This is a genomic window from Caballeronia sp. LjRoot34, assembly GCF_964253815.1.
In the GTDB taxonomy this organism is placed as follows: domain Bacteria; phylum Pseudomonadota; class Gammaproteobacteria; order Burkholderiales; family Burkholderiaceae; genus Caballeronia.
Map to the genome: position 1 here is coordinate 2,007,977 of NZ_CAXUSB020000002.1, position 21,622 is coordinate 2,029,598.

Annotated in this window: 19 protein-coding genes; 5 read left to right on the forward strand and 14 right to left on the reverse strand. The window is 60.6% G+C overall.

All coding sequences use genetic code 11. The features are described from left to right. Positions 1 to 3 precede the first annotated feature (3 nt). The gene (locus ACSQ36_RS28590; RefSeq protein WP_436184565.1) at positions 4 to 1,515 is read left to right on the forward strand and encodes an efflux transporter outer membrane subunit; all 1,512 of its coding nucleotides are present in this window, start codon (positions 4 to 6) and stop codon (positions 1,513 to 1,515) included. An 88-nt stretch (positions 1,516 to 1,603) separates the two neighbouring features. Continuing rightward, positions 1,604 to 1,783, forward strand: coding sequence for a hypothetical protein (locus tag ACSQ36_RS28595; protein WP_436184566.1), 180 nt, complete (start codon positions 1,604 to 1,606; stop codon positions 1,781 to 1,783). A 267-nt stretch (positions 1,784 to 2,050) separates the two neighbouring features. On the opposite strand, the gene ACSQ36_RS28600 is transcribed toward ACSQ36_RS28595, so the two are convergent. After that, positions 2,051 to 2,962 (reverse strand): LysR family transcriptional regulator, encoded by a 912-nt coding sequence (locus ACSQ36_RS28600; RefSeq protein WP_436184567.1) that lies wholly within the window; start codon positions 2,960 to 2,962, stop codon positions 2,051 to 2,053. 342 nt (positions 2,963 to 3,304) lie between these two features. Between ACSQ36_RS28600 and ACSQ36_RS28605 the strand changes: the two genes are divergently transcribed. Next, positions 3,305 to 3,766 carry a hypothetical protein gene (locus tag ACSQ36_RS28605; RefSeq protein WP_436184568.1) on the forward strand — a complete coding sequence of 154 codons (462 nt, stop codon included), beginning with the start codon at positions 3,305 to 3,307 and terminating at the stop codon, positions 3,764 to 3,766. A 140-nt stretch (positions 3,767 to 3,906) separates the two neighbouring features. Here the strand turns inward: ACSQ36_RS28605 and rhaS are convergent, their stop codons facing one another. The 6 genes from rhaS to rhaM form a co-directional block, all read right to left on the reverse strand. Next, positions 3,907 to 4,932, reverse strand: a complete 1,026-nt coding sequence (gene rhaS, locus ACSQ36_RS28610; RefSeq protein ID WP_436184569.1) for a rhamnose ABC transporter substrate-binding protein — start codon at positions 4,930 to 4,932, stop codon at positions 3,907 to 3,909. Positions 4,933 to 5,012: 80 nt separating this feature from the next. Then, a complete protein-coding gene (locus ACSQ36_RS28615; RefSeq protein WP_213765636.1) occupies positions 5,013 to 6,017 on the reverse strand; it encodes an ABC transporter permease in 1,005 nt (334 codons plus the stop codon). Continuing rightward, complete coding sequence (locus tag ACSQ36_RS28620; RefSeq protein WP_213765759.1) at positions 6,010 to 7,050, reverse strand: ABC transporter permease; 1,041 nt, start codon at positions 7,048 to 7,050, stop codon at positions 6,010 to 6,012. Before ACSQ36_RS28620 ends, ACSQ36_RS28615 begins: the two co-directional genes overlap by 8 nt. Then, complete coding sequence (locus ACSQ36_RS28625) at positions 7,050 to 8,573, reverse strand: sugar ABC transporter ATP-binding protein (protein WP_436184570.1); 1,524 nt, start codon at positions 8,571 to 8,573, stop codon at positions 7,050 to 7,052. The genes ACSQ36_RS28620 and ACSQ36_RS28625 overlap by 1 nt, the downstream gene beginning before the upstream one ends. A 10-nt stretch (positions 8,574 to 8,583) precedes the next feature. Continuing rightward, on the reverse strand, positions 8,584 to 9,474 hold the full coding sequence (locus ACSQ36_RS28630) for an amidohydrolase family protein (protein ID WP_213765634.1): 891 nt from the start codon (positions 9,472 to 9,474) through the stop codon (positions 8,584 to 8,586). A 38-nt stretch (positions 9,475 to 9,512) separates the two neighbouring features. Then, entirely contained in the window at positions 9,513 to 9,827 is a 315-nt protein-coding gene (rhaM, locus tag ACSQ36_RS28635) for an L-rhamnose mutarotase (protein ID WP_436184571.1), read from the reverse strand. 147 nt (positions 9,828 to 9,974) lie between these two features. Between rhaM and ACSQ36_RS28640 the strand changes: the two genes are divergently transcribed. Continuing rightward, positions 9,975 to 10,925 carry a LysR family transcriptional regulator gene (locus tag ACSQ36_RS28640; protein WP_213765632.1) on the forward strand — a complete coding sequence of 317 codons (951 nt, stop codon included), beginning with the start codon at positions 9,975 to 9,977 and terminating at the stop codon, positions 10,923 to 10,925. On the opposite strand, the gene ACSQ36_RS28645 is transcribed toward ACSQ36_RS28640, so the two are convergent. The 4 genes from ACSQ36_RS28645 to ACSQ36_RS28660 all read right to left on the reverse strand — a co-directional run bounded on the left by ACSQ36_RS28645 (position 10,912) and on the right by ACSQ36_RS28660 (position 15,079). Continuing rightward, positions 10,912 to 11,694, reverse strand: a complete 783-nt coding sequence (locus tag ACSQ36_RS28645; protein ID WP_436184572.1) for an SDR family NAD(P)-dependent oxidoreductase — start codon at positions 11,692 to 11,694, stop codon at positions 10,912 to 10,914. The two genes, ACSQ36_RS28640 and ACSQ36_RS28645, sit on opposite strands and share 14 nt — an antisense overlap. 25 nt (positions 11,695 to 11,719) lie before the next feature. After that, the gene (gene rhmD, locus ACSQ36_RS28650) at positions 11,720 to 12,898 is read right to left on the reverse strand and encodes an L-rhamnonate dehydratase (RefSeq protein ID WP_165103356.1); all 1,179 of its coding nucleotides are present in this window, start codon (positions 12,896 to 12,898) and stop codon (positions 11,720 to 11,722) included. 61 nt (positions 12,899 to 12,959) lie between these two features. Further along, on the reverse strand, positions 12,960 to 14,267 hold the full coding sequence (locus ACSQ36_RS28655; RefSeq protein WP_436184573.1) for an MFS transporter: 1,308 nt from the start codon (positions 14,265 to 14,267) through the stop codon (positions 12,960 to 12,962). A 59-nt stretch (positions 14,268 to 14,326) separates the two neighbouring features. Next, positions 14,327 to 15,079 carry an SDR family NAD(P)-dependent oxidoreductase gene (locus ACSQ36_RS28660; RefSeq protein WP_213765629.1) on the reverse strand — a complete coding sequence of 251 codons (753 nt, stop codon included), beginning with the start codon at positions 15,077 to 15,079 and terminating at the stop codon, positions 14,327 to 14,329. A 386-nt stretch (positions 15,080 to 15,465) separates the two neighbouring features. Between ACSQ36_RS28660 and ACSQ36_RS28665 the strand changes: the two genes are divergently transcribed. Continuing rightward, positions 15,466 to 15,735, forward strand: a complete 270-nt coding sequence (locus ACSQ36_RS28665; protein ID WP_213765758.1) for a GlsB/YeaQ/YmgE family stress response membrane protein — start codon at positions 15,466 to 15,468, stop codon at positions 15,733 to 15,735. A 353-nt stretch (positions 15,736 to 16,088) separates the two neighbouring features. On the opposite strand, the gene ACSQ36_RS28670 is transcribed toward ACSQ36_RS28665, so the two are convergent. The 3 genes from ACSQ36_RS28670 to ACSQ36_RS28680 form a co-directional block, all read right to left on the reverse strand. Then, the gene (locus ACSQ36_RS28670) at positions 16,089 to 17,132 is read right to left on the reverse strand and encodes a substrate-binding domain-containing protein (RefSeq protein ID WP_213765628.1); all 1,044 of its coding nucleotides are present in this window, start codon (positions 17,130 to 17,132) and stop codon (positions 16,089 to 16,091) included. A gap of 144 nt (positions 17,133 to 17,276) precedes the next feature. Further along, positions 17,277 to 18,548 (reverse strand): SfnB family sulfur acquisition oxidoreductase, encoded by a 1,272-nt coding sequence (locus tag ACSQ36_RS28675; RefSeq protein ID WP_436184574.1) that lies wholly within the window; start codon positions 18,546 to 18,548, stop codon positions 17,277 to 17,279. A gap of 1,095 nt (positions 18,549 to 19,643) precedes the next feature. Beyond that, positions 19,644 to 21,476: an FUSC family protein gene (locus ACSQ36_RS28680; RefSeq protein ID WP_436184575.1), complete on the reverse strand. Its 1,833-nt coding sequence runs from the start codon at positions 21,474 to 21,476 to the stop codon at positions 19,644 to 19,646. Positions 21,477 to 21,622: the final 146 nt, after the last annotated feature.

Here is a 21,622-nt window from a genome sequence, read left to right on the forward strand (position 1 = left end):
ATCATGCATAGATTTCTTTCGATGAAAAAAGCCTTCACCGGCTCGGTCCTGCTGGGCGCGTTGCTGGTCCTCGCCGGCTGTTCGCTGGCTCCGACGTACGAGGTGCCGTCGACGCCTGCAATCGCGACGTTCAAGGAAGCGCCGCAAGCAGAATTGAAACCGGATGAGCGCGGTACGTGGAAGGTCGCGCAGCCGTCTGAAGAGGCAGCGCGCGGTCAATGGTGGACTGTCTTCCAGGACCCGAAGCTGAACGACCTGGAAGAGCAGGCGCTGGCGGCAAACCAGAACCTCGCAGCGGCGGCCGCACGCGTGAAGGAAGCCCGTGCGATGAACCAGGCGGCACGCGCGGGGTTCTTCCCGACGCTGGACGCCGGCTTCGGCCCAACGCGGCAGAAGGTGTCCGCCGCGTCGCTCTTCGAGCCGGACGGCACCAACGTGCCGCAGCAGACCCTCTGGCGCGCCCAGGCGAGCGTGTCGTATGAGGTGGACCTGTTCGGTCGCGTCACGTCGACGGTCGATGCGTCGAAGGCCGACATGCAGCAGAGTGAAGCCCTCTTCCGCTCGGTGCAGTTGGCGCTTCAGGCGGACGTCGCGCAGAACTACTTCGCGCTGCGTGAGCTGGACGCAGAGAGCCAGGTGTTTGCGTCGGCGGTCGACTTGCGGGAGCAGGCACTCAAGCTGGTTCAGCGCCGCTACACCGAAGGGGAGATTACCGAACTCGATGTGTCACGTGCGCAGTCCGAGTTGGCAACGGCCCGCTCGGACGCGATGACGGTCCAGCGCTTGCGGGCGACATCCGAACACAGCCTCGCCGTGCTGCTTGGCAAGGCCCCTGCGGAGTTCTCGATGGCCGCTGATCCGCTCAAGCCGGTGACCCTGCGTATACCGCCTGGTTTGCCGTCGTCGCTGCTTGAGCGTCGACCGGATATCGCCGCCGCCGAGCGTGCGATGGCCGCGGCGAATGCCAGGGTTGGTGTGGCGAAGGCCGCGTTCTTCCCGTCCCTCACGCTCACGGGCGCGGGCGGTTTCGAGTCAGCGACAATCGGTGATCTGTTCAAATGGAGCAGCCGTGCGTTCCTGCTTGGGCCGCTTGCGGGCACGTCGCTCAACATCCCGATCTTCGATGGCGGCCGCCGCAAGGGCAACCTCGCGAACGCGCGCGCCGTCTATGACGAGGACGTGGCGAACTACCGTCAGCAGGTGCTGACTGCGTTCCACGAAGTGGAAGACAACCTGTCCGATATGCGCATTCTCGAGGACCAGACAAAGACGCAAGCAGAAGCCGTCAATGCCTCGGCTCGCGCGGCGCAGTTATCGCGGACGCAGTACACGGAAGGTGCGGTCAACTACCTCGACGTAATAGACGCCGAGCGTACGGTGCTGCAGTCCCGTCGCGCCGCGGTGCAGTTACAGGGCGTACAGGCTGCGGCGACGGTCAACCTTATCCGCGCGCTGGGTGGCGGATGGGGCGATGCAATGCCCGCCACAGATGTTTCGCCGCTCGCGCAGAAGTAGTAGCGGACGTGATGTCATTGAGCAGACCGAGCGCCCATCCGGAGTATCGGATGGGCGCGCGGTCACTTGAAGTATCGGGAGTAGAGAGATGAAGATTCAAATGCCTCACCAGAGCCTGACAACGCCGCTTCACTGGCTTCATCGTGCGATCTGCCGACAGGTGAGAAGCCGGGTTCGCCTCGGCTCCCTTGCGCTGGCGCAGGCACGCGTCCTGAAGGTCGCCATTGCGCTCTTTGTGGCCATCACAAACGCAATCGGGCGTACATGACCGCTTTATTTACGCAGAGTGCGTCCGCGAATCGGACAAAGTTCAAGTGGGGATAGCTGTGTACCGCCGCAATTTAATCGGGACTCCGCTTGATGAGAGCGAAGCCCCTGGCCCAGGGTGTGGCAACATCGAGGAGATAGGGTTGGGCATAGATTACCCGCGGCGCGTTGCGCGTTAAAGCCCTTATCGACGAAAAGTCTTTTCGCTCTTTTTGAACAGAGATTGCACCCTCTTGATCATGCTGCGCGAGCGCTTGCAACAGCGGTCTTATCCCGCGGTTTGCTGCAGCGTTTCCGCCAGATGATTCACGACCGCGCGGGTCTTGGCTGCCATCTTCTGGCCGAGAGAAATGATCGCGTGCACAGGTGGTCCATCAACGTCTGCTTCCGGAAGCAAATGAACCAGCTTGCCCGACTTGACGTACGGCAAAGCCACCCGGTCCAGGATCTGCGTGATCCCGAAACCGGTCACCGAAGCTTCCACCAGGGCCTGACCATCGGCAAGCACAAGTATGGGCACGGGGGACAGTTCGCGCACGGTGTCGCCGTCCCGGACCGTCCACCCACGCAAACGCCCGGTTGGTCCCCGGAAGACTATAGCGTCGTGGCTGGCCAGATCCGCCAGCGTCTTCACGCCGCCGCTACGCTGCAGGTATTCAGGAGACGCGTAAAGTCCGAGCCGCAAATCACACAGCTTGCGTACGGTCAGCTCGCTGTCCTCCGGGAGCGCACCTATGCGCACGACAACGTCCCAGCCCTCGCCAATGGGGTCGGACATCCGGTCGGTCAGCGCTATCTCGAGCGTAAGCTTGGGATGCTTCGCGCGAAGATCGATGAAGCTCGGCAGCAGCAGTCGCCCGAAACCCGCAGGCAAGTCTATTTTCACGCGGCCCACAGGCTCGGAGCGCCTTGAAGCAAGTTGCTGCTCGGCTTCGCGAAGGCCGCACAGTGCTTGCTGTGCGGCAAGCAGGTAGGTCTCGCCGTCTTCGGTCAGCCGCACGGCGCGTGTCGTGCGCTGGAAGAGCCGGGTGCCGAGTCGTGCCTCGAGCCGCTGCACGGCCTTACCGACGTTGGACTTGCTGCTGCCGATCTCTTCGGCAGCGCGGGTAAAGCTGCCGCTCTGCGCGACCGCCACAAAAACCGCGATCTCGGCCATGGGTGCATCGACGCGCTCACTCATCACTTAACCCGCTTAGAAAAGTTGGAAAATAATAACCTGATTAGTGGCAGACATCTTTCCGGTTGCTCAAGATAAAAGGGCCGCCTCACCCTGAGACGGCCCCTCAACTCGTGCAGCGTGGAATCTGTCAGGCCTTCACCGCTACATCGACAACAGCTTTCTTTTCGGAATTTGCGTTTGCATCCGGTTCGTCGTCCTGCGCGGGCGTGCGGCTCAGAAAGGCAAACGTAGCGAACGCGGAGAGCAGCGTGATAACAATCAGTACATGCAGCAGGCTCGTGAACGCGTCCGCGTAGCTTGTCGAGAGCGCGTGACGGCTGACTTCAGGCGGAAATCCGTCGCATGACCGGTCCGGACTTCGCTGTCTCGCTGCGTATCTCACAGTGGAAGGTTCAGGACTTCAAGGCGAAGAACTTCAACACGCCGGCGGAACTCGAAGAATTCGCGCGCATCATGGTCGATGCAGGCGTGGACGTGTTTCACTGCTCGACGCGCCGCTTCTGGGACACCGAGTTCGAGTCGGACCAGAACCTGGCTGCCTGGACGAAGAAGCTCTCGGACAAGCCGACTATCACGGTTGGCTCCGTCGGTATGACGGGCGAGCACATTGACACGCTCATGGGAGAAGGCAGTAACGTGGCTTCGCTTGACCATTTGCTGCAACTGATGGACCGCTGTGATTTTGACCTCGTTGCGGTCGGACGCGGCATGCTGGTCGATGCCGACTGGGCCAACAAGGTCCGCGAAGGCCGTATCGATCAGTTGAACAACTGGAACCCGGACGTACTGAAGTCGTTGGCGTAAAGCGCTATACGAATTGCAGCCTTCGCAGATTCAATCCTGCCGGCGTAAACCGCAGACGGGTACCCAATCCACGATTGGGCACCCGTCTTTAACTACGCCCTTCTTCCCACCCACACTTTCGTTCTTCGGCAGACTTCGCTCTAGAAATTGAAGTTATCGATATTCGAAGAATCAAACGTGGTCGGCGGTCCAAGCACGACTTCGCCACTCTTGCCCACCGTGCGCTTGCCAAGCTTGCCTGCGTCGAAGCTGTCGCCTTCCTTGCCCGTGATCGTGCCTGAAGCAAGGTTAGCCGCCGCGTACGCCGCGAGGTAGCCGAGTTGACCCGGATCCCACAACTGGAACGCCTTCACCGTGCCGTTCTTGATGAACGCGCGCATCTGGTTCGGCGTGCCGAGTCCGGTGACCATGACCTTGCCCTTGGCCGGCGACGTCGAGATATAGCGCGCCGCCGCTGCAATGCCCACGGTCGTGGGGGAAATGATGCCCTTCAGGTTCGGATACGCCTGCAACAAGCCCTGCGTTTCGACGAACGACTTCTGGTCGTCGTCGTTACCGTAGGCAATCTTCACCAGCTTCATCTTCGAATATTCCGGCTTCTTCAGCTCCTCCTCCATCCACTTGATCCAGGTGTTCTGGTTCGTGGCGTTTGGCGTAGCCGAGAGGATCGCGAACTCACCCTCGCCTCCTATCAGCTTCGACATCAACTGCACCTGCCCCCGTCCGATCCCTTCCGAGTTCGCCTGATTGACGAAAATCTGGCGGCCGTCGGGCGCGGTATCCGAGTCGAACGTGACGACCTTCACGCCTTGCGCCATCGCTTTCTTCAGGTACGGAACGACCGCGTTGGCATCGTTCGCGGCAATCACGATCGCATCCTGGCGCTGCGTGATCAGCGTGTTGATGTACTGAACTTGCGACGATGCACCCGCGTCCGATGGCCCGACGACCTTGCCCTGGCCGCCCATCTCCTTGATCGCCGCCAGACCGCCGTCGTCAGCAATCACTTCGTACGGGTTGTTGATCTGCTTGGGCAGGAACGCTATTTTCAGGTCTTTTTTCAAGTCCGCGGCGCTCGCGCTGACCGGAATCAACGCCGCCGCGGACACCGCGATCAGCGCGGCGCATAACGCCGGACCGCGGATGGACTGGAAGGGTTTGAACATGCTTGTGTCTCCTGATGTCGCGCGCTGCTCCGGTTCAGTGAATGGCCGGAGTCTTCACGCTGGTTTTAAAAAGCCAAGCTTCAGATAAGCGTCTGCGTCATCAAGCGCTTTTCGCGCATGACACGCCAACGTGCAACAAGATTCGGAATCAGCACTGACGACAACAACAAACCACCCGTCACAATGGTCAGCGTCTCGCTCGACACATCCGAGAGCGTCAACGCATTGCGCAACACGCCAATGATCAGCAACGACAGAAGTACGCCGATCATGGACCCGCGTCCGCCGAAAATACTCACGCCGCCGAACAGCACGGCCGCGATCACCGACAGTTCGAAGCCCTCGCCGTTGTCACCGCGAGCGCTGGTGAAGCGCAACGTGTAGACCACGCCCGCGAGCGCGCTCATCGCGCCGGACAGCATGAAAAGCTTGAGCTTCGTCCGCGCCACGTCGATGCCGGAAAACTGCGCGGCAACAGGATTCGCGCCGATCGCATAGAGGCTGCGTCCGAACGGCGTAGCTTGCAGCAGCACAGTGAAAACGACAGCGCCAATGATGACAAGGACAAACGGCATGGGCAGGAACGCCGCCACGGTATCCATCCCGAACGCTGTATAGGACGCGGGAAAATCCGCGACGGCCTGATCGCCGAGCAACACATACGCCAGGCCGCGAAACAACGCCAGGGTGCCGATGGTCACGGCCAGCGAGGGAAGATTGAAGCGCACGATCACCAGCCCGTTGAACAGGCCGGCAAGCGTTCCCGCGACCAATACAATGGCGATCACGAGCGGCATGGGCAGGCCCATGTGCCACAGCACGCCCATCAGCGCACTCGATGCACCGAGCACGGACGCCACCGACAAATCGATTTCAGCCGCGACAATGATCAATGTCATCGGCAAGGCGATCAGTGCGATCTCGGTGAAGTCGGCGAGCATGTTCGAGAGGTTGGCGCTCGAGAGGAACATGGGCGACAACACGCGCCCGAGGATCAGTCCCAGCACGAGCACGACCACCAGCATGGTTTCCCACGAGAGATGCCGGCGCCGGGTCATCGTCAATGCGGAATCGGGTTTAGCCATGATCGCGTTTCCTCATCATGCGGCGCGCGACCGAGCGCGCCAGCAATGTGTCGAGCGTGATCGCCGCGACAATCAGCGCTCCTTGAATGGCCTGCTGCCAGAACGGCGATACGCGCAACACCACCAGCGCAATGTTGATCACGCCAAGCACAAGCGCACCGAGCGTCGCGCCGAGGATCGTGCCCACGCCACCCGTGATCGCCACGCTGCCCACCACGGCTGCGGCCACCACCTGCAATTCGATACCCTTCGCCGTGCTCGCTTCGACCGTGCCGAAACGCGCCAGCCAAAGCACACCAGCAAGGCCCGCAATTGCGCCGGACAACAGGAAGCCGATCATCACGCGGCGCTCTACGCGAATACCCGCAAGCCGTGCGGCTTCCGGGTTCGACCCGATCGCATAATGCTCGCGTCCACCGCGATATTGCTTGAGATAGACGCCCATCGCGAACAGCACGACCACCGCTATCAGCACGAGGTTCGGCAAACCGAGCAGCGAACCCGTCGCAATGCGCGAGAACGCATCCGGAAGGCTGGTCGCGTTGATCTGGCCGCCGTGGACCCAGGCGTAATCGGCGCCGCGCACTATGTACAACGTCGACAAGGTCGCCACCAGCGAAGGCACGCGCCCGAACGTGATCAGCGTGCCGTTCACCGCGCCAATCGCAAGGCCAATGGTTATCCCCGCGAGCATCGCGACCGCGATCGGCATATGCGGGAACGTCACGAAGAGACTGCCGACCGAATACGCGCTGACACCGACAACGGACGCTACCGACAGATCGATATGCCGCATCAGCATCACGACGGTCATGCCCGCGGTGAGCAAGCCGATAATCGATACATTGAGCAGTACGTCGCGCAGATTCTGCAGGTTCAGGAACTCGGGTTTCACCGCAGCGGTAGCGGCGATCAGCGCAATGAGCACGACAAACAAGGTCGCCTCGCGGCTGCGAACGAGGTCCGCCAGCAGATTGCGGCGTTTGGTTTTGGGCGCGTGCACGGCGGGCATGGCGGGGGAATGTCGTGTCATCATGCCGCCTTCCCCAACATGGACGACGATGCGCCGAGCGCGGCGCTCATCACGCGCTCTTCGTTTGCATCGGCGCGGGCGATGTCGGCGCTGATACGCCCTTCGTGCATGACAAGAATGCGGTCGGCCATGCCGAGCACTTCGGGCAGCTCGCTTGAAATCATCAGGACTGCCATGCCTTCGCGCACCAGTTCGGCGAGCGTTCTATACACCTCCGCCTTTGCGCCGACATCGATACCGCGAGTCGGTTCGTCGATGATCAGCACTTTAGGCCCTGTAGCCAGCCACTTTCCGAGTACGACCTTCTGCTGGTTGCCGCCCGACAGCGTGCCTACCGGCGCGTCCAGATCGCCCGCTTTGAGCCGCAGGCGTTTGCCCCAGTCGGCCGCGAGCGCATTTTCACTGCGTGACGAGATCAGCCCGTGTTTGACCAGGCGTCCCAGCACCGTCAACGAAGCGTTGCGCGCAATGCTCAGTTCCAGCGCAAGACCTTGCGCACGGCGGTCCTCCGGCACCAGCGCGAGCCCCGCGCGGACTGCCGCTTGCGGCCGGCCGAGCTGCAAGGGCTTGCCCGCGATATGAACCTCGCCTGCATCCACCGGGTCGATGCCGAAGATCGCCCGCGCCACTTCGCTGCGCCCTGCGCCAACCAGCCCCGCCAGGGCCACGATCTCGCCTGCGCGAACCTCGAACGAGATGTTCTTGAACACGCCGTCGCGCGTCAGGTTACGGACCGACAGACGAACCTCACCGGGCGCGACATCGGCTTTCGGATAGAAGGTATCGAGGTCGCGTCCCACCATCTTGCTGACGATCGAATCAATGGTCATGTCGGCGGTCATGGCGTCGAAAACCTTCAGGCCGTCGCGCATGATCGTCAGGCGCTGCGTCAGCGCGAATACTTCATCCAGCCGGTGCGTGATGAAAAGAATGGCGGCGTCGCGTTCACGCAATGCGCGCACGATCGAGAACAAGCGCTCCACTTCAGTCAGGGACAACGCCGCTGTCGGCTCGTCCATGATCAGCACATTCGCGTTCAGGGAAAGCGCTTTGGCGATCTCGACTACTTGCTGATCGGCGATGGACAAACCGCGCACCAGGCGTTCTGCGCGCAGATTGACGCCAAGCGATTGCAACAGCGCGTCCACTTCGCGATTCATTTCGTCATAGCGAATCCGGCCGATCCGGTCGCGCGGCTGACGTCCCATGTAGATGTTCTCCGCGATGGACAGATCCGCGAACAACGTAGGTTCCTGATAGATCACAGCGAGACCCGCGTCGCGCGCTTCAGCGGGATTCGCGAACGTACGCGCTTGCCCGTCGACCAGCAATTCGCCCGAGTCCGGCTGGTAAACACCCGCAAGCAGCTTGACGAGGGTCGACTTGCCTGCGCCGTTCTCGCCGAGCAACGCATGCACTTCACCCGGCCACATCGCGAGGCTGCCGTCACCGAGCGCACGCACGCGGCCAAACGACTTGCTCGCGTGCCTTAGCTCAAGCCGAGGCGGATTGTTATTGCCCATACTGTCTCCTTCAGATGCGATAAATACGTTCTGCGTTGCTTTTGAAAAGCGCGTCTTTTTCTATATCGCTCAGGTCTTTTATGATCGACGCATACGCGTTCCACAACCCTTCATACGTGGCGAACAAACGGTCGACCGGAAAATTCGACGCGAACATCGCGCGCTCGCAACCGAAGGTGTCGATCGTCTCCAGCACATACGGGCGGAAACTTTCGACGCTCCATTGATGATCGAACATGGCGAGCCCGCTGATCTTCACCGCTACATTCGGACATGCAGCGAGCGCACGCAGTCCGTCACGCCATGCACGAAACCCCTCCACCGACGAACGATCCACAAACATGCCGGCATGATTCACGATGAACTGCGTATCGGGATGCTCCTGTGCAAGTTCAGCCGCTTCTTTCATCTGCGATGGGTAGAGCTGCAGATCGAATGACATCGAATATTTCTTCAGCAAGGCGAAGTTCTTGCGCCATTGCGGTTCACGCATGTAGTGCCGGCCCACGTAGTCATAAAGTGGATTCGCATGAACGTTGAGTATCTGCCGAATACCACGCGTATTGGCGAATGCAGCGTGCCCTTCGAGCACTTCCTGAGCGTTGTCCGCCGACAGATCCGCGCCCGCCACGATCGCGTTTGGTAACCCGTGGCCCTCGTTATCGGCGACGTGTTGCAGCCAGCGTGTTTCTTCGACCGGATCGGCGGGATCGTGGTTGGCATCCACATGCACGAGTTTCAGCACCTGGACCGGCCCGGCGTCCCGCAGCAAATCGCCGATCAGATAGTCATGCTTCAGATCGCGCGCATCGCCGACGAACGACTTGCCCGGGTTCGCCAACCATGGATAGTGATGCGTCTTCAGATCCCAAAGGTGAATGTGCGGATCGACAACCTGCATGGATATGTCCTCGTGCCGCAAAGGATGAAGCAAAAGCGTCAGGGTAGATGGAAGACCGGCACGAGCGCGGCTTGCACCGGCGAGCGGTCAGGGTTTGTTTCCATCAGGTCGGCCATGCTGTCCCACCATTTGCGCATGATGGGCAGATCGGGCAAGGCGTCCATGGTGTGGCCACGCTCACGCTTGAGCGTGGCGAACAGGTGCCCGGTGGGTTCGTCGAGGAAAATCCAGTAATCGCGGACTCCGGCGTGATTTAACGCCTCGGCCAGCTCGGGCCATATGTCGCGATGACGCCGCTCGTATTCATCGCGCCGGCCCGGTTTGAGGGTCATCCTGAACGCAATCGTCTCCATTGCGGCTTGCCTTTTATGGTGTTGAAACCAGTTGAATCCCGGCTTTTGCGTTACGACTATAATTCGCCGACCGATAACATGACAATCCGAAGTCAGGATCAGCCGATCGCAAAACCGAATCGCTTAATGAACACACGAGGACGCCCGATGACCCAGAACGTCTCCCAGATTGCCCTCGTCAACCGCCTGAAATTCAAGCATCTCGCGCTGCTTGTTGCCCTCGATGACGCTCGCAACCTGCATCAGGCCGCCGAGACGATCAATGTCGCCCAGCCAAGCGCCAGCCGCATGCTGAGCGACATAGAAGAAGCGTTCGGCTTCCTTCTGTTCGAACGCAACGCGCGCGGCATGCAGCCCACGCCGCTCGGTGTCGCCACGCTCGCCTATGCGCGCCGGTCGCTTGCCGACCTTACGCGCTTCGCCGCCGACCTCGAAAGCAAGCGGCGCGGTGGTCATGGTCAGTTGACCGTCGGCGCGATCATGGGCGCGGCGCCCGACGTGCTCGCCATGGCCATCGCTGAACTGAAAAGCGAACGGCCGCTGCTCAACGTTCGTATTCTTGGCGAAACGAGCGACCAGGTGGTGCAATTGTTGCATCGCCGCGAAGTGGATCTCGCGCTCGGCCGTCTCACCACGCCGCTCCAGCATAACGACTTCGACTTCGAACCCCTCTCGCGCGAGGCCATGCGGCTGGTTGTGCGCGCCGCGCATCCGCTCGCCCATGAAACCACGCTCTCGCTCGACGCGCTGATCTCCTGGCCCTGGATCCTGCAACCGATCACCAGCCCGGCGCGCGCGTTGTTCGAAGAAGAGCTTGCGCGGGCCGGACTTGCTTCGCCCTCCAACGTGGTCGAGTGCGCGTCGATTTTCGCCACGCTTCAGCTTCTGCAGAACAGCGACGCCGTCGCCATGCTGCCGGAGTCCGTCGTACGCGATTACCTGCGAGCGCATTTGCTGATCGAACTGCCCGTCGAGATCGGCAAAAGCCTCGCGGGCTTCGGCTTGTTGCGGCGCAAACATGAAACGCTCAGCGAACCTGCTGAATACTGCATCGCTTTACTACGCAAATACTCGGCCGGCTCGTTCACTGAAGGTTGACGAACAGGCCGCCATCCACCAGGAGCGATGCCCCCGTAACGTAACGCGCGCGATCCGATGCGAGAAACGTCACGCACTGCGCGACGTCGTCGGGTTCGCCCAGGCGTCCCAACGGAATGCGTTTTTCGAAGTACGCGCGCTTCTCGGTATCGGCGAGATCTTCCGCGTTCAGGTCCGTTGCGATCGTGCCGGGCATCACCGAATTGCAGCGGATGCCGTAAGGCCCGAGCGCAATCGCGCATGATTGCATCAACGAATGAACGCCCGCCTTGGTCGGCGTGTAATGCGTCTGCATGCCCCCACCAACAAGCGCGCTGATCGAACTCGTCGCGACGATCGCGCCGCCAGCACCTTGCAGTTTCATCTGGTTCGCAACGGCTTGAGTCACATAAAACGCGCCGTTCAGATTGACGCCGATGGTCGCCTCGTACACCGACGCCGGCATGTCGAGGAACGAGTGAAATGGACAGATGCCGGCGTTGCTGGCGAGAACGTCGACATGACCGAACGCGTCTACTGCCTGTTTCACAAGCTCCAGTCCCGTCTCGCGTTGCGCCACGTTTCCTTCGACTGCGATCACTCGCCGGCCAAGCGCCTCTATCTCGACGATCACCTCTTGCACGGCCGACAACCTTCCATACGAGCGGTCGTTATCGCCCCAGTAGTTCAGTACGACGTCCGCGCCTTCCTTCGCGCACGCCACGGCGATCGCGCGGCCAATGCCTCGCGATCCGCCCGTGACAATCACCACTTTGTTGTCGAGCAGCACGGTTAAACCTCAGCGTTTCAATGTTTCAGTGTGTATAAGGACGCACAAGGGTGCATTCCGGATTGAGCCGTACGCCAAAACCCGGCGTCTCCGGCACCTTCATCCGGCCATTCACGGGCACGGGTTCATCGAGCAGCAACGGATTGAACATGGGCACGACTTCGTCGGCTTTCGGCGCCATCATCAGGAACTCCGCGAACGGCGAATTGTGCCGCGTCACCACGAAGTGATAGCTATAAACCGATGAACCATGCGGCACGACCAGCACGTTATGGGCATCAGCGAGTGCGGAGATCTTGATCAGTTCCGTGATGCCGCCGCACCAACCCACATCCGGCTGAACCAGATCGGCACAGCCCATTTCAAACAGCATGCGAAAACCCCAGCGCGTGGCCTCGTGTTCGCCGGTCGTCACCATCATGCCGCGCGGCACCGAGCGCCGCAGTTCGGCGTAACCCCAATAGTCGTCGGGCGGCAACGCTTCTTCAAGCCACTTCAGGCCGTATTCCTTCGCCGCGTGTGCGAGGCGCGTTGCGTAGTTCAGGTCGAGGCTCATCCAGCAATCGAACATCAGCCAGAAATCATCGCCTACTTTCGCGCGCATATCGGCTAGCTTTGCGATGTTCTTCGCGAGCCCTTCCTCGCCTTCCGCGGGTCCGTGCTGCAACGGCATCTTGCCGCCGATAAAACCCATTTCCTTCGCCAGGTCAGGACGTGCGCCGGTTGCATAGAACTGCAGTTCGTCGCGTACAGGTCCGCCTAAAAGATGAAACACCGGCTCCTTGCGAACCTTCGCGAGCAGATCCCACAAGGCAAGATCGACACCCGAAATAGCATTCAGCACAATGCCTTTGCGCCCGTAATAGAGCGTGGCGAAATACATCTGGTCCCACATTTTTTCGATGTCGGTTACCCGTTGCCCTTCAAGAAACCGCGCCAGATGTTTCTCCACGATAAACGCCCCGATCTCACCGCCGGTGGTGACCGCGAAGCCGACCGTGCCGTCGCTCGCTTCAATTTCGACAACCAGCGAGCCGAGTACATTGATGCCGAACGACTGGCGGCTTTGCCGATACTCGGGGTAACGCGCCATGGGCGTGGAGATATGGTCGTCGATCCAGTGATCGGCGCCCTGGTCGTGATAATCGGCGCCGCCGCCGCGAACGGTGAACGCGCGAACGTGGCGGATGGTAGGCATGGACATGATCGGACTCCGTTAAGGTTCTAATATTCAGGACGCTTTGGCACGCTTGTCGTGGGGCTTGTCATACGGATACGCGGGGATACGCGGGCGCATGTGCAGGCCGCACGAACACGATGATTGCCAATGCTGCAAGCACGGCGACGAATCCGAGCAACACGAGGCCGGCACTCGTCGATACATACGCGCGTTCCGCCGCCGTGCGCACCATCGGCGCAACGAAACCGCCGAGGCCGCCGAGCGAATTGATCAGCGCGATGGCTCCGGCCGCAGCGGCGCCAGTCAGGTAATGCGTGGGAAAGGTCCAGAACAGCGGTTGTGCTGCGATCAGGCCGCTCGCCGCGAAACACAACGCGATCAGCGAGATCACAGGTTGTCCTGCGAGTCCCGATATCGCGATACCCGCACCGGCCATGACCAGCATCAGCACGGCGAGCCATCGATGCTGACCATGACGATCCGCATACCGCGGCACCACCCACGTAACAAGCACCGCACATAACCACGGGATGGCCGTGACGAAACCGACCTTCGCACCCACGTTCGCGCCAAGCAATGCGGCCACTTGTTGCGGCAGATAAAAGATCACGCCATACACGGACATCTGAATCAGGAAATACACCGCCGACAGGATCAGCACCCGCGGATCAATCAATGCGGCAAGCACACCGCGAGGTCCGTGCGCCGACGCTGCCTGTGCATCGTGGGAGAGTCGCGAGAGCAGCAACTCACGTTGGGTGGTATTTAACCAGCGGGCCTTGGATGGATCGTTGTCGAGATACCAGAATGCCCCTATGCCGACGATGGATGCAAGAACGCCTTCCACCAGGAAGAGCCACTGCCAGCCTGCAAAACCGAACGCGCCATGCAGGTCGAGCAACGCGCCGGACAATGGGCTGCCAAAGATGAAGGCGAGCGGCGCGCCGAAATAGAACACGCCTAGCGCCCTCGCTCGCGCCGATTGAGGAAACCAGCGCGTGAGGTAATACACAATGCCCGGGAAGAAACCTGCCTCAGCCACACCCAGCGCGAAGCGCAGGACATAGAACATGGTGGCCGTATGCGCGAACGCCATCGCTGCGGAAACAAGCCCCCATGTCACCATGATCCGGCACATCCAGAGCTTTGCCCCCACACGATGCAGCAGCAGATTGCTCGGCACTTCAAACAGCGCGTAGCCGACGAAAAACACGCCCGCTCCGAACGCAAAGGCCGCATTCGACAGACCCGTATCGTGCTGCAGCGCTTTTTGCGCGAAGCCGATATTTGCCCGGTCGAGAAACGCCAGCATGTACATCAGCAACAGGAACGGCAGCAGCCGACGCATCACGCGCGCGACGACGGCGTCCTCCGCGGTAGCGGTATCGCTCATGCGTGTCTCCAGATATTTTTATGTAGCGGGCGCGCTTGTAGGGGCACCCGGGAGCGGCTTCAGTACGTCGCGCGACCACCGGACAGATCGAACACCGACGCCGTGCTGAAAGCGCAGTCTTCCGAGCTGAGCCACAGAATCAGGGAGGCCGCTTCTTCCGGCAGGAGGAAACGATTCATCGGAATCTTCGACAACATGTAGTCGATATGCTGCTGCGACATGGAATCAAAGATCTCGGTCTTCGCAGCCGCCGGCGTCACGGCGTTCACCAGGATGCCACGCGTGGCGAGCTCTTTGCCGAGCGACTTCGTAAGCCCGATCAGGCCAGCTTTCGAAGCGCTATAGTGCGACGCATTCGGATTGCCTTCCTTGCCTGCCACCGACGCAATATTCACGATCCGGCCATAGCCTTCCTTCAGCATGTGCGGCACGACGGCGCGGCAGGTGAGATACGGGCCGATCAGGTTCACATCGATCACACGGCGCCATACGTCCGGCGCCAGCTCCCAAGTCGTGCCATTGCCGCCGGTGATGCCCGCGCAATTGATCAGCACATCAATCTTTCGATGTGCTTCCAGCGTCTGCTGCGTGGCTTGCTCAACCGATGCCTCTTCCGTCAGTTCGACCACGGCGACGCTGACCTTACCGGCCTTCGCGAGCTCACCGCGGGCTCGCTCAAGGCGTTCCGCGTCGATGTCCCATAGTGCGACTTCAGCGCCCGAAGCGAGCGCGCGTTGCGCCACTGCATAGCCAATACCGCGTGCGCCACCGGTGATCACCACGGTCCGTCCGGCCAGATCGATCTGGTTCATCGTGTCTCCTTTTGTCTTTAGGATGATTGTTTGTTTCGACACCGGGTTTCGGCGCCTGCTTAAAGCCGCTGATGACTGAACTATAGGGGCGTGCTCATAGCAAAACAATCCGACTATTCGATGGTCCGATAGCAAAAGTGGATCACAAACTGGTAGAGGGACCGTTCGGGTACGGGTTTAGCCCGATGACGCCTGCCGACGTTAAGCGCCAAGCTGGTGAATCGGTCGTTCTTGCCGCATGGTTCTGGCAGGCATGCGGTTTGCATCAGCCGAGATGTCCATTGATTCAAGGGGAACATGGAAACCGCAGCAATGACACCTCCCCGAAGTATCGTTATCACCATGCCGGTAGCCCGCTACGCGGATTTCACCTGACGGAGAAAGCTATGGAACCTGTTTCGCACGGAATCATCTTCTGGCTGATCATTGGCGCAATTGCCGGCGCACTCGCTGGCCGGATCGTTGATGGAGGCGGCTTCGGAATTATTGTGGACATCATCGTCGGCATTGTCGGCGCGTTCATTGGCGGCTGGCTGGGCGGCGTGCTCGGCCTGCATCTGGGCGGCGGCATCATAGGGTCGCTGATCACTGCGTTGATTGGCGCCGTGATCCTGCTGCTCATCCTGCGGCTCTTTAGTCGCGGGCGAACCGTCTAGCCGCGATCACGGGTGGCCGGTGCTTTAATTAGGCCGGGCGGTAGCCACCACGTTCGTTTGAACAAAATCCCGCGCAGGCGACTCGCCTGCGCGGGATTTTTATGTTGGCGCAAGGATAGCCAGCGGGTTGCCCAGTTCCAGGAGCTGATCGCGGAAAAAGCCCGACGCCCTCATCGAGCAGCTTGGCGCTGCTGACCGTGCTCGAACCGTGGCTCAAGAAAACCCGCGCTCTTTACCGTAGACAAACCCACACAGATCGACATCCTCACCGAACTTCATTGCGTGGGTCACGAATTAAATCCGCGTCGAGGAATAGATGATATAGATCATCAGGATAGCGAATCAACTATTCTTTAATCACGAATCTCGGGAATCCAGCCCGCCTTGGCCACATCTGCCCGCCTGAAATCCACAAACCGGGACTCAAGATCCGCAATCGTGCGGATATCATTCTTGACGAGGTCGTCGCGCGTGATCAATGCGGGTTTTATTTCAATCCTGTGCCCCGGGTCCTGGCCCGCCACCAGCAGCGCTGCCGCTCGCACCGAAACTTCTCCCACTACGGCCGGATTAGTCGCGGCAGTGGCGACCCATGGACTCCCGGGCGCCCGGATCGCCTCTATATCAGCCGTCGATATATCGGCGCTATAAATCCGGACCTTCGAGGCAATGCCCGCCTCGTCGGCCGCCAGCTTTGCGCCGCGAGCGAACTCGTCATAGGGCGCGAACACCACCCGCACATCTGGATGCGCCCGATAAGCCGCCGCAGCCTGGTTGGCAACGGACTGTGCGATCGGATTATCCACTGTGCCGAAGCGCGCCTCCTCCCGGACCTTCGGATGCGCGGTCTTGAACGCCTTCCAGACCGCGTCGCGCCGGTCAAGCGGAGCAAAACCCGGCACATAGACGTACGCGGCGGCAAACGCATCGCCGTTATCTTTCACTGCCTGATCGAGCAACAATGTCGCGAGATCGTGGTCACTCTGCTCGATCTGTGGAACCTTCGGATTGCCGAGGTCAACGTCAAATGCCACCACCTTGATGCCTTTATCGAGCGCCACCTGCACCACGTCCTTCAAGGACTCCGGCAAACCATGATTCACGATAATGGCGGAAACGCCCAGGTTGATCGCTTGCTGGATCTGATCACGTTGCTGGGCAGCGTCCTGACGGCCCTCGTAAATGCGCAGGTCGATGCCAAGCGCCTTGGCCTGCTTTTGCGCACCCGCCTCATAAGCCTGAAAGAAATCGCCGGTCGAAAGATAGTTGACCAACGCGATCCTGACGCCGCCTTTATTGAAAGGCGCGGGAGCATTGGGTAAGCCGCCTGCTGCATAGGCGGTGATGCTGCCAGCAAGCAATGCGGCAGCGAACAAACGGCCGATAGGTTTAAGCATGAAGGATGGCTTCCGTTTCCGTGGAGTGAGAGCGTGGGGACAACGCCAAACTGAAAACGCGCAGCGGCAAGGCGCCGCCGCACGGCTTGGCTGATTACGCGAGGGCCGCGCTGTTTATGGCGCTGTTTTATGGACAACCCGGTTTCAGTTCCACGGGTGGCGCGCCGGCTTGACGCCATTCAGGTAGTAGTTGCCCACGAGGTGATATTTCCAGCGCACGGGATCGTGCAGCGTATGCGTGCGCGCATTGCGCCAGTGGCGGTCGAGGTTATGCGCAGCAAGCGTCGACTGCGTTCCCGCCAGTTCGAACAGCTTTTCGCTGGCGAGCAATGCGATCTCGGTGGTCAATACCTTTGCTTCGCCGACCGCCACCGATGCACGGGCGATATCGTCTTCGTCTGGCGCATGCGCTTGTGTTGCAATGGCGTCCAGCGTACGCGCCGCGCGCTCAAGCAACGCCTCGGCCGCGTGCAACTGAATGTGAAGATGACCCACCTCGCGGACCACAAGCGGATCGTCGCTTGCGCGCTCCACGCCGCTATCGATCCACGGACGCGAGCGCTCGCGTACGAATTTCAGCGTGTCGTCGACAGCAGCCCGTCCGATACCCGCATCGATAGCCGCCTGGATGATCTGGGAAATCGGGCCATTGAGCGTCGGCTGGTCCGATACGCGAAATGCCGGAAACACGTGGGATGCTGCAACCCGCACTTGGTCCGCGATAACCGTGCCGCTTGCTGTGGTGCGTTGGCCGAAGCCCGACCAGTCGTCGATAACCTGCAAGCCCGCCGTACCTGCTGGAATGTAGGCGAGCCAGCCACGGCGTTCGTCGTCGAGACCGAGGACCGGCACGTAGTGCGCGAACAGCGCACCGGTTGAATAGAACTTCGTGCCGTGGACGACATACTCGTCACCCTCGGCCGTGACGCGTGTCTTCAGGTCGAGGACGTGCTTTGTTCCCTTCTCCGAAAAGCCGTTGCCGAGACGCTTGCCCTTCAATATCTCGCCGAAGAAGAATTGCTTCTGCTCGTGGGTTCCTGTTAGCGCGATGACGTCGACGAGGCCCAGATGGTTCTGGGGCAGCTGTGCCAGCGACGGATCGGCGGCGGCGATGATCTTGATGACTTCGGTCAGTGTCACATAGGACACGCCGGCGCCACCGTACTCTTTGGGAACGGTGATCGCCCATAAGCCGGCTTGCGAAAACCAGTCGATTTCCTCATGGGGTAAGCGTCGCTCGCGATCGCGCTCGCTGGCATGTTCGGCCAGGCGAGCGGCCACTTCGTGGGCGCGCGCAATGGCTTCGGCATCGTCACGGATGATATGCGCGGGTGCTTTCTCTGAGGATCCGTCTGAAGATCCGCCTGGATGGATTGATGCAGGACGCGTCGCTGTATTTTCCGGAATGGCTGACATGCTTACCCTTTTATGTGTCGGATCGACATCAATCTAGCAGCGCCATGAGCGGGTTCAAACCGAACGATAACGCTAAGGACATCAAGGGGTCGCTTCTAGGCTTAGCTCTATCAGTTCTTAGGGTTTTGCTCGCGCCGGTGGACGGGTTTTGGGTTTCTGGAGCGTTGGGCGGGGGTAGTGGGTGGGGTGCGAGGTTTTGGGGTTAGCGGTCGGGGTTGATGCCGGGTTGCTGCTTTCAGTGTTAGTGGTCTGCGTGAGTCGGATTTTCTCTTTATCACTATTAGCCACTGTGCGTGGCGGCACGTCATTTCTTTGTCCAAAGCGACAAAGAAACGAAGCAAAGAAAACGCTTTCAACCACGCTACCCTAAGTGTCCACAGCGTGCAGTTTCTATTCATAGGTGCCCCAAAAGCACGGTGCTCGCCAGAGCGACGGATGTTTGAACCCCTCCTTCTCGCGAATCCTGACACGAACACGCTTCGCCCCGTACGCTCTCGGGCAAGCACGATTGCCAAGGACTCCAAATGGCCTAACACGTATTTACGGTCGCGGTATTTTGGTTGGCTGCCTGGTCTACGTGGTCGTATTCGTGGATCGCAGCCTGATCCGTAGCAGCTTGACGTGAATTACCGCTTCGAGTTTTAGTGAATTGACTACCTGCTCCATACGATTATTTTCGTTGGTTACTGCCTTAAGCCCCTTTGGGGTTTTGATACGTCGTGGGTTGGCGGCGTGGTTCGACGAAAATACAAATTGATGGTTGGTCGTCCGCGGATAGCGCGGGGTGCCCCTTGGGCAGGTTCAATCACTGGTGGCGAAGCGTGTGGGTATCCGTGTTCGGAGAAAGAGGGGTTCACACATCCTTCGCTCTGGCGAGCACCGTGCTTTTGGGGCACCTATGAATCAAAACTGCACGCTGTGGACACTTAGGGTAGCGTGGTTTGAAAGCGTTTTCTTTGCTTCGTTTCTTTGTCGCTTTGGACAAAGAAATGACGTGCCGCCACGCACAGTGGCTAACAGTGATAAAGAGAAAATCCAACTCTTGCAGACCACTAACACCGAAAGCACCAACCCGGCACTGACCCCGACCGACCGCTAACGCGCAGCAACAACCCCCCGTGCAATTGCCGCTTCCGAGTCCTGCATACCCCGCCGCCCGGACCGCGCCGCAAACAACACCATCGCTCCGGCGAGGCGCGCACGGGCTTCATCGGTTGGTGCAACCGCCCCCCCTCGCGCCCTCTCCCGCGCCAGTTCTCGCGCCGCCTGAACGCACGCAAACAACGGCCCGACCGCAAGCTCCATCTGCGTGTTCCACGCGAACACCCGCTGCGTTTGCAACGGCCGCAACGCGACCCGCAACTCATGCCAGCGCCGGTCGAGCGCGCGCATGGCCGTCAGCGGATGGAGCTCAAGCCCATCAACACTCGTAGCGCAAACACGCAAGACCTCATCGAGGGCATCAAGCACACCGGTCACCTTGACATCGACGTGATGCGACGTGCGCAGCGGCATCATCGATACCGCCACGGCTATCGACACAATGCAGCCAACGAACACTTCCTCCACCCGCATCTCAATCAGCGGTCCAATGGCAAAGCCCAACTCGCCATAGATCAGCCCAACCAGCACGGTAATGAAAAACACACCCTGCCCATACAAGGTCAGGATGAAGTACGCCCAGCCGAACACGCACGCAGCCATCGCGGCAACCAGCAGCCACGGCGCGCCATGAAGCGCGCCCACGAGCGCTGCACTGACAGCCACGCCCGCAAGCGTGCCAAGCACGCGCTCACCGGTCTTGCGGATCGTATCGCCGCGCGAACGCGTCCCAAGAAACACCACGAAGGTCGTAATGACGGCCCAGAACCATCGCTCCGGCGACACCGAATGACCGATCAGCATGGCGATCAGCGCAGCCGTCGTCGCCCGGCAGGCGGGCAGCCAGGAAAGCGCATCGCGCCAAACGAGCGCAGCGCCAACCGGCCGCTTCACGCCTGTCTTCGCTGCGCGCGCAGTAGACGCCACCGCGTCACGGCCTGCACGCGATAACCGCCGAAGGGCAATCCGCAAACGAACATCGCTTCGATCAAGCCGGCTGGCATCCACAGCATGCTGGCCTGCCGCAACCTCGACGTCGATCAGGCACGCCCGCAGCCGCTGCGCGCCCGGGAGGTCGAACAAGCCAAGCTGCTCTTCAACCGCGAGCGCCGCTTCGTTTAACAGCGACAAATGACGTATCGCGCCAGGCGCATCAGCGCGACGATCGGCGAGCACGGCCGTGGCACGCTGCATCACCGCGCTCATCGCGCGGCGCAGCGTGGCCTCGGGCCGGGTCGGCACCAGCACCCGACCGGTGAACGCCACGCAAGCAAACGCGATCGTCGATAACCCGAGCATCGCAAACACGTGCGCGAGCGTCGGATGTAGGTACAACCCTAGGTAGAACGAAACAACTGCCGTCATCGCGCCGCCAAGCGCGCGCGGACCGCATGCCTGAACCAGCATCGCCGCGAACAGCACGGCAAGGAATGCGGCATCTGCCACGAGCGGCCAGGCCGCCAGCGTGCTTGCCGCGATCAGGCTCGCGGACCCCGCACCATAGATAACAGCAAGTGACCCGAACCAGGCACGCGGCGTGGCATCGCGGAGAAACAGCGGCACGACCATCGCGAACAGCAACGCAAAAGCGGCGAGCGTCGGCGGCCGATGCGTATGAACCGTCCAGCCGATCGTCATTACGCCCGTCAGCACGCAGGCAATCACACTGCGAAGCGCAGTGTGAAAACGCAGAAGTCCGGGATCGGCGCCGAGCAGGCGGGTGAGCAGACGAGAGGGAGGGGAGACGGCGCCACGGGTGGTGGCCCGGTGGTTGCGCGCGCGATGGAAACCTCGCGCGAGGGAGCATAGGGATGCTGCAATGGACATGTGTAATACCCGGGACAAGTGTCGGTAGCGGCTCGTGGCCGGTTCCGATACGACGAGTCCACCTCGCGGCGAACCCTCCTGTTTGGTGCGTCAGGCAAAACGTTGGACCGGGATCGCCAGACCAACGCAATGCATGCGACGCACGC

Bases quoted from the DNA above. Each gene is read 5' to 3' on its own strand.
- ACSQ36_RS28590 (WP_436184565.1), top strand. From the start codon at position 4: ATGCATAGATTTCTTTCGATGAAAAAAGCCTTCACCGGCTCGGTCCTG.
- ACSQ36_RS28595 (WP_436184566.1), top strand. From the start codon at position 1,604: ATGAAGATTCAAATGCCTCACCAGAGCCTGACAACGCCGCTTCACTGG.
- ACSQ36_RS28600 (WP_436184567.1), bottom strand. From the start codon at position 2,962: ATGAGTGAGCGCGTCGATGCACCCATGGCCGAGATCGCGGTTTTTGTG.
- ACSQ36_RS28605 (WP_436184568.1), top strand. From the start codon at position 3,305: ATGACCGGTCCGGACTTCGCTGTCTCGCTGCGTATCTCACAGTGGAAG.
- rhaS (WP_436184569.1), bottom strand. From the start codon at position 4,932: ATGTTCAAACCCTTCCAGTCCATCCGCGGTCCGGCGTTATGCGCCGCG.
- ACSQ36_RS28615 (WP_213765636.1), bottom strand. From the start codon at position 6,017: ATGGCTAAACCCGATTCCGCATTGACGATGACCCGGCGCCGGCATCTC.
- ACSQ36_RS28620 (WP_213765759.1), bottom strand. From the start codon at position 7,050: ATGACACGACATTCCCCCGCCATGCCCGCCGTGCACGCGCCCAAAACC.
- ACSQ36_RS28625 (WP_436184570.1), bottom strand. From the start codon at position 8,573: ATGGGCAATAACAATCCGCCTCGGCTTGAGCTAAGGCACGCGAGCAAG.
- ACSQ36_RS28630 (WP_213765634.1), bottom strand. From the start codon at position 9,474: ATGCAGGTTGTCGATCCGCACATTCACCTTTGGGATCTGAAGACGCAT.
- rhaM (WP_436184571.1), bottom strand. From the start codon at position 9,827: ATGGAGACGATTGCGTTCAGGATGACCCTCAAACCGGGCCGGCGCGAT.
- ACSQ36_RS28640 (WP_213765632.1), top strand. From the start codon at position 9,975: ATGACCCAGAACGTCTCCCAGATTGCCCTCGTCAACCGCCTGAAATTC.
- rhmD (WP_165103356.1), bottom strand. From the start codon at position 12,898: ATGTCCATGCCTACCATCCGCCACGTTCGCGCGTTCACCGTTCGCGGC.
- ACSQ36_RS28655 (WP_436184573.1), bottom strand. From the start codon at position 14,267: ATGAGCGATACCGCTACCGCGGAGGACGCCGTCGTCGCGCGCGTGATG.
- ACSQ36_RS28660 (WP_213765629.1), bottom strand. From the start codon at position 15,079: ATGAACCAGATCGATCTGGCCGGACGGACCGTGGTGATCACCGGTGGC.
- ACSQ36_RS28665 (WP_213765758.1), top strand. From the start codon at position 15,466: ATGGAACCTGTTTCGCACGGAATCATCTTCTGGCTGATCATTGGCGCA.
- ACSQ36_RS28670 (WP_213765628.1), bottom strand. From the start codon at position 17,132: ATGCTTAAACCTATCGGCCGTTTGTTCGCTGCCGCATTGCTTGCTGGC.
- ACSQ36_RS28675 (WP_436184574.1), bottom strand. From the start codon at position 18,548: ATGTCAGCCATTCCGGAAAATACAGCGACGCGTCCTGCATCAATCCAT.
- ACSQ36_RS28680 (WP_436184575.1), bottom strand. From the start codon at position 21,476: ATGTCCATTGCAGCATCCCTATGCTCCCTCGCGCGAGGTTTCCATCGC.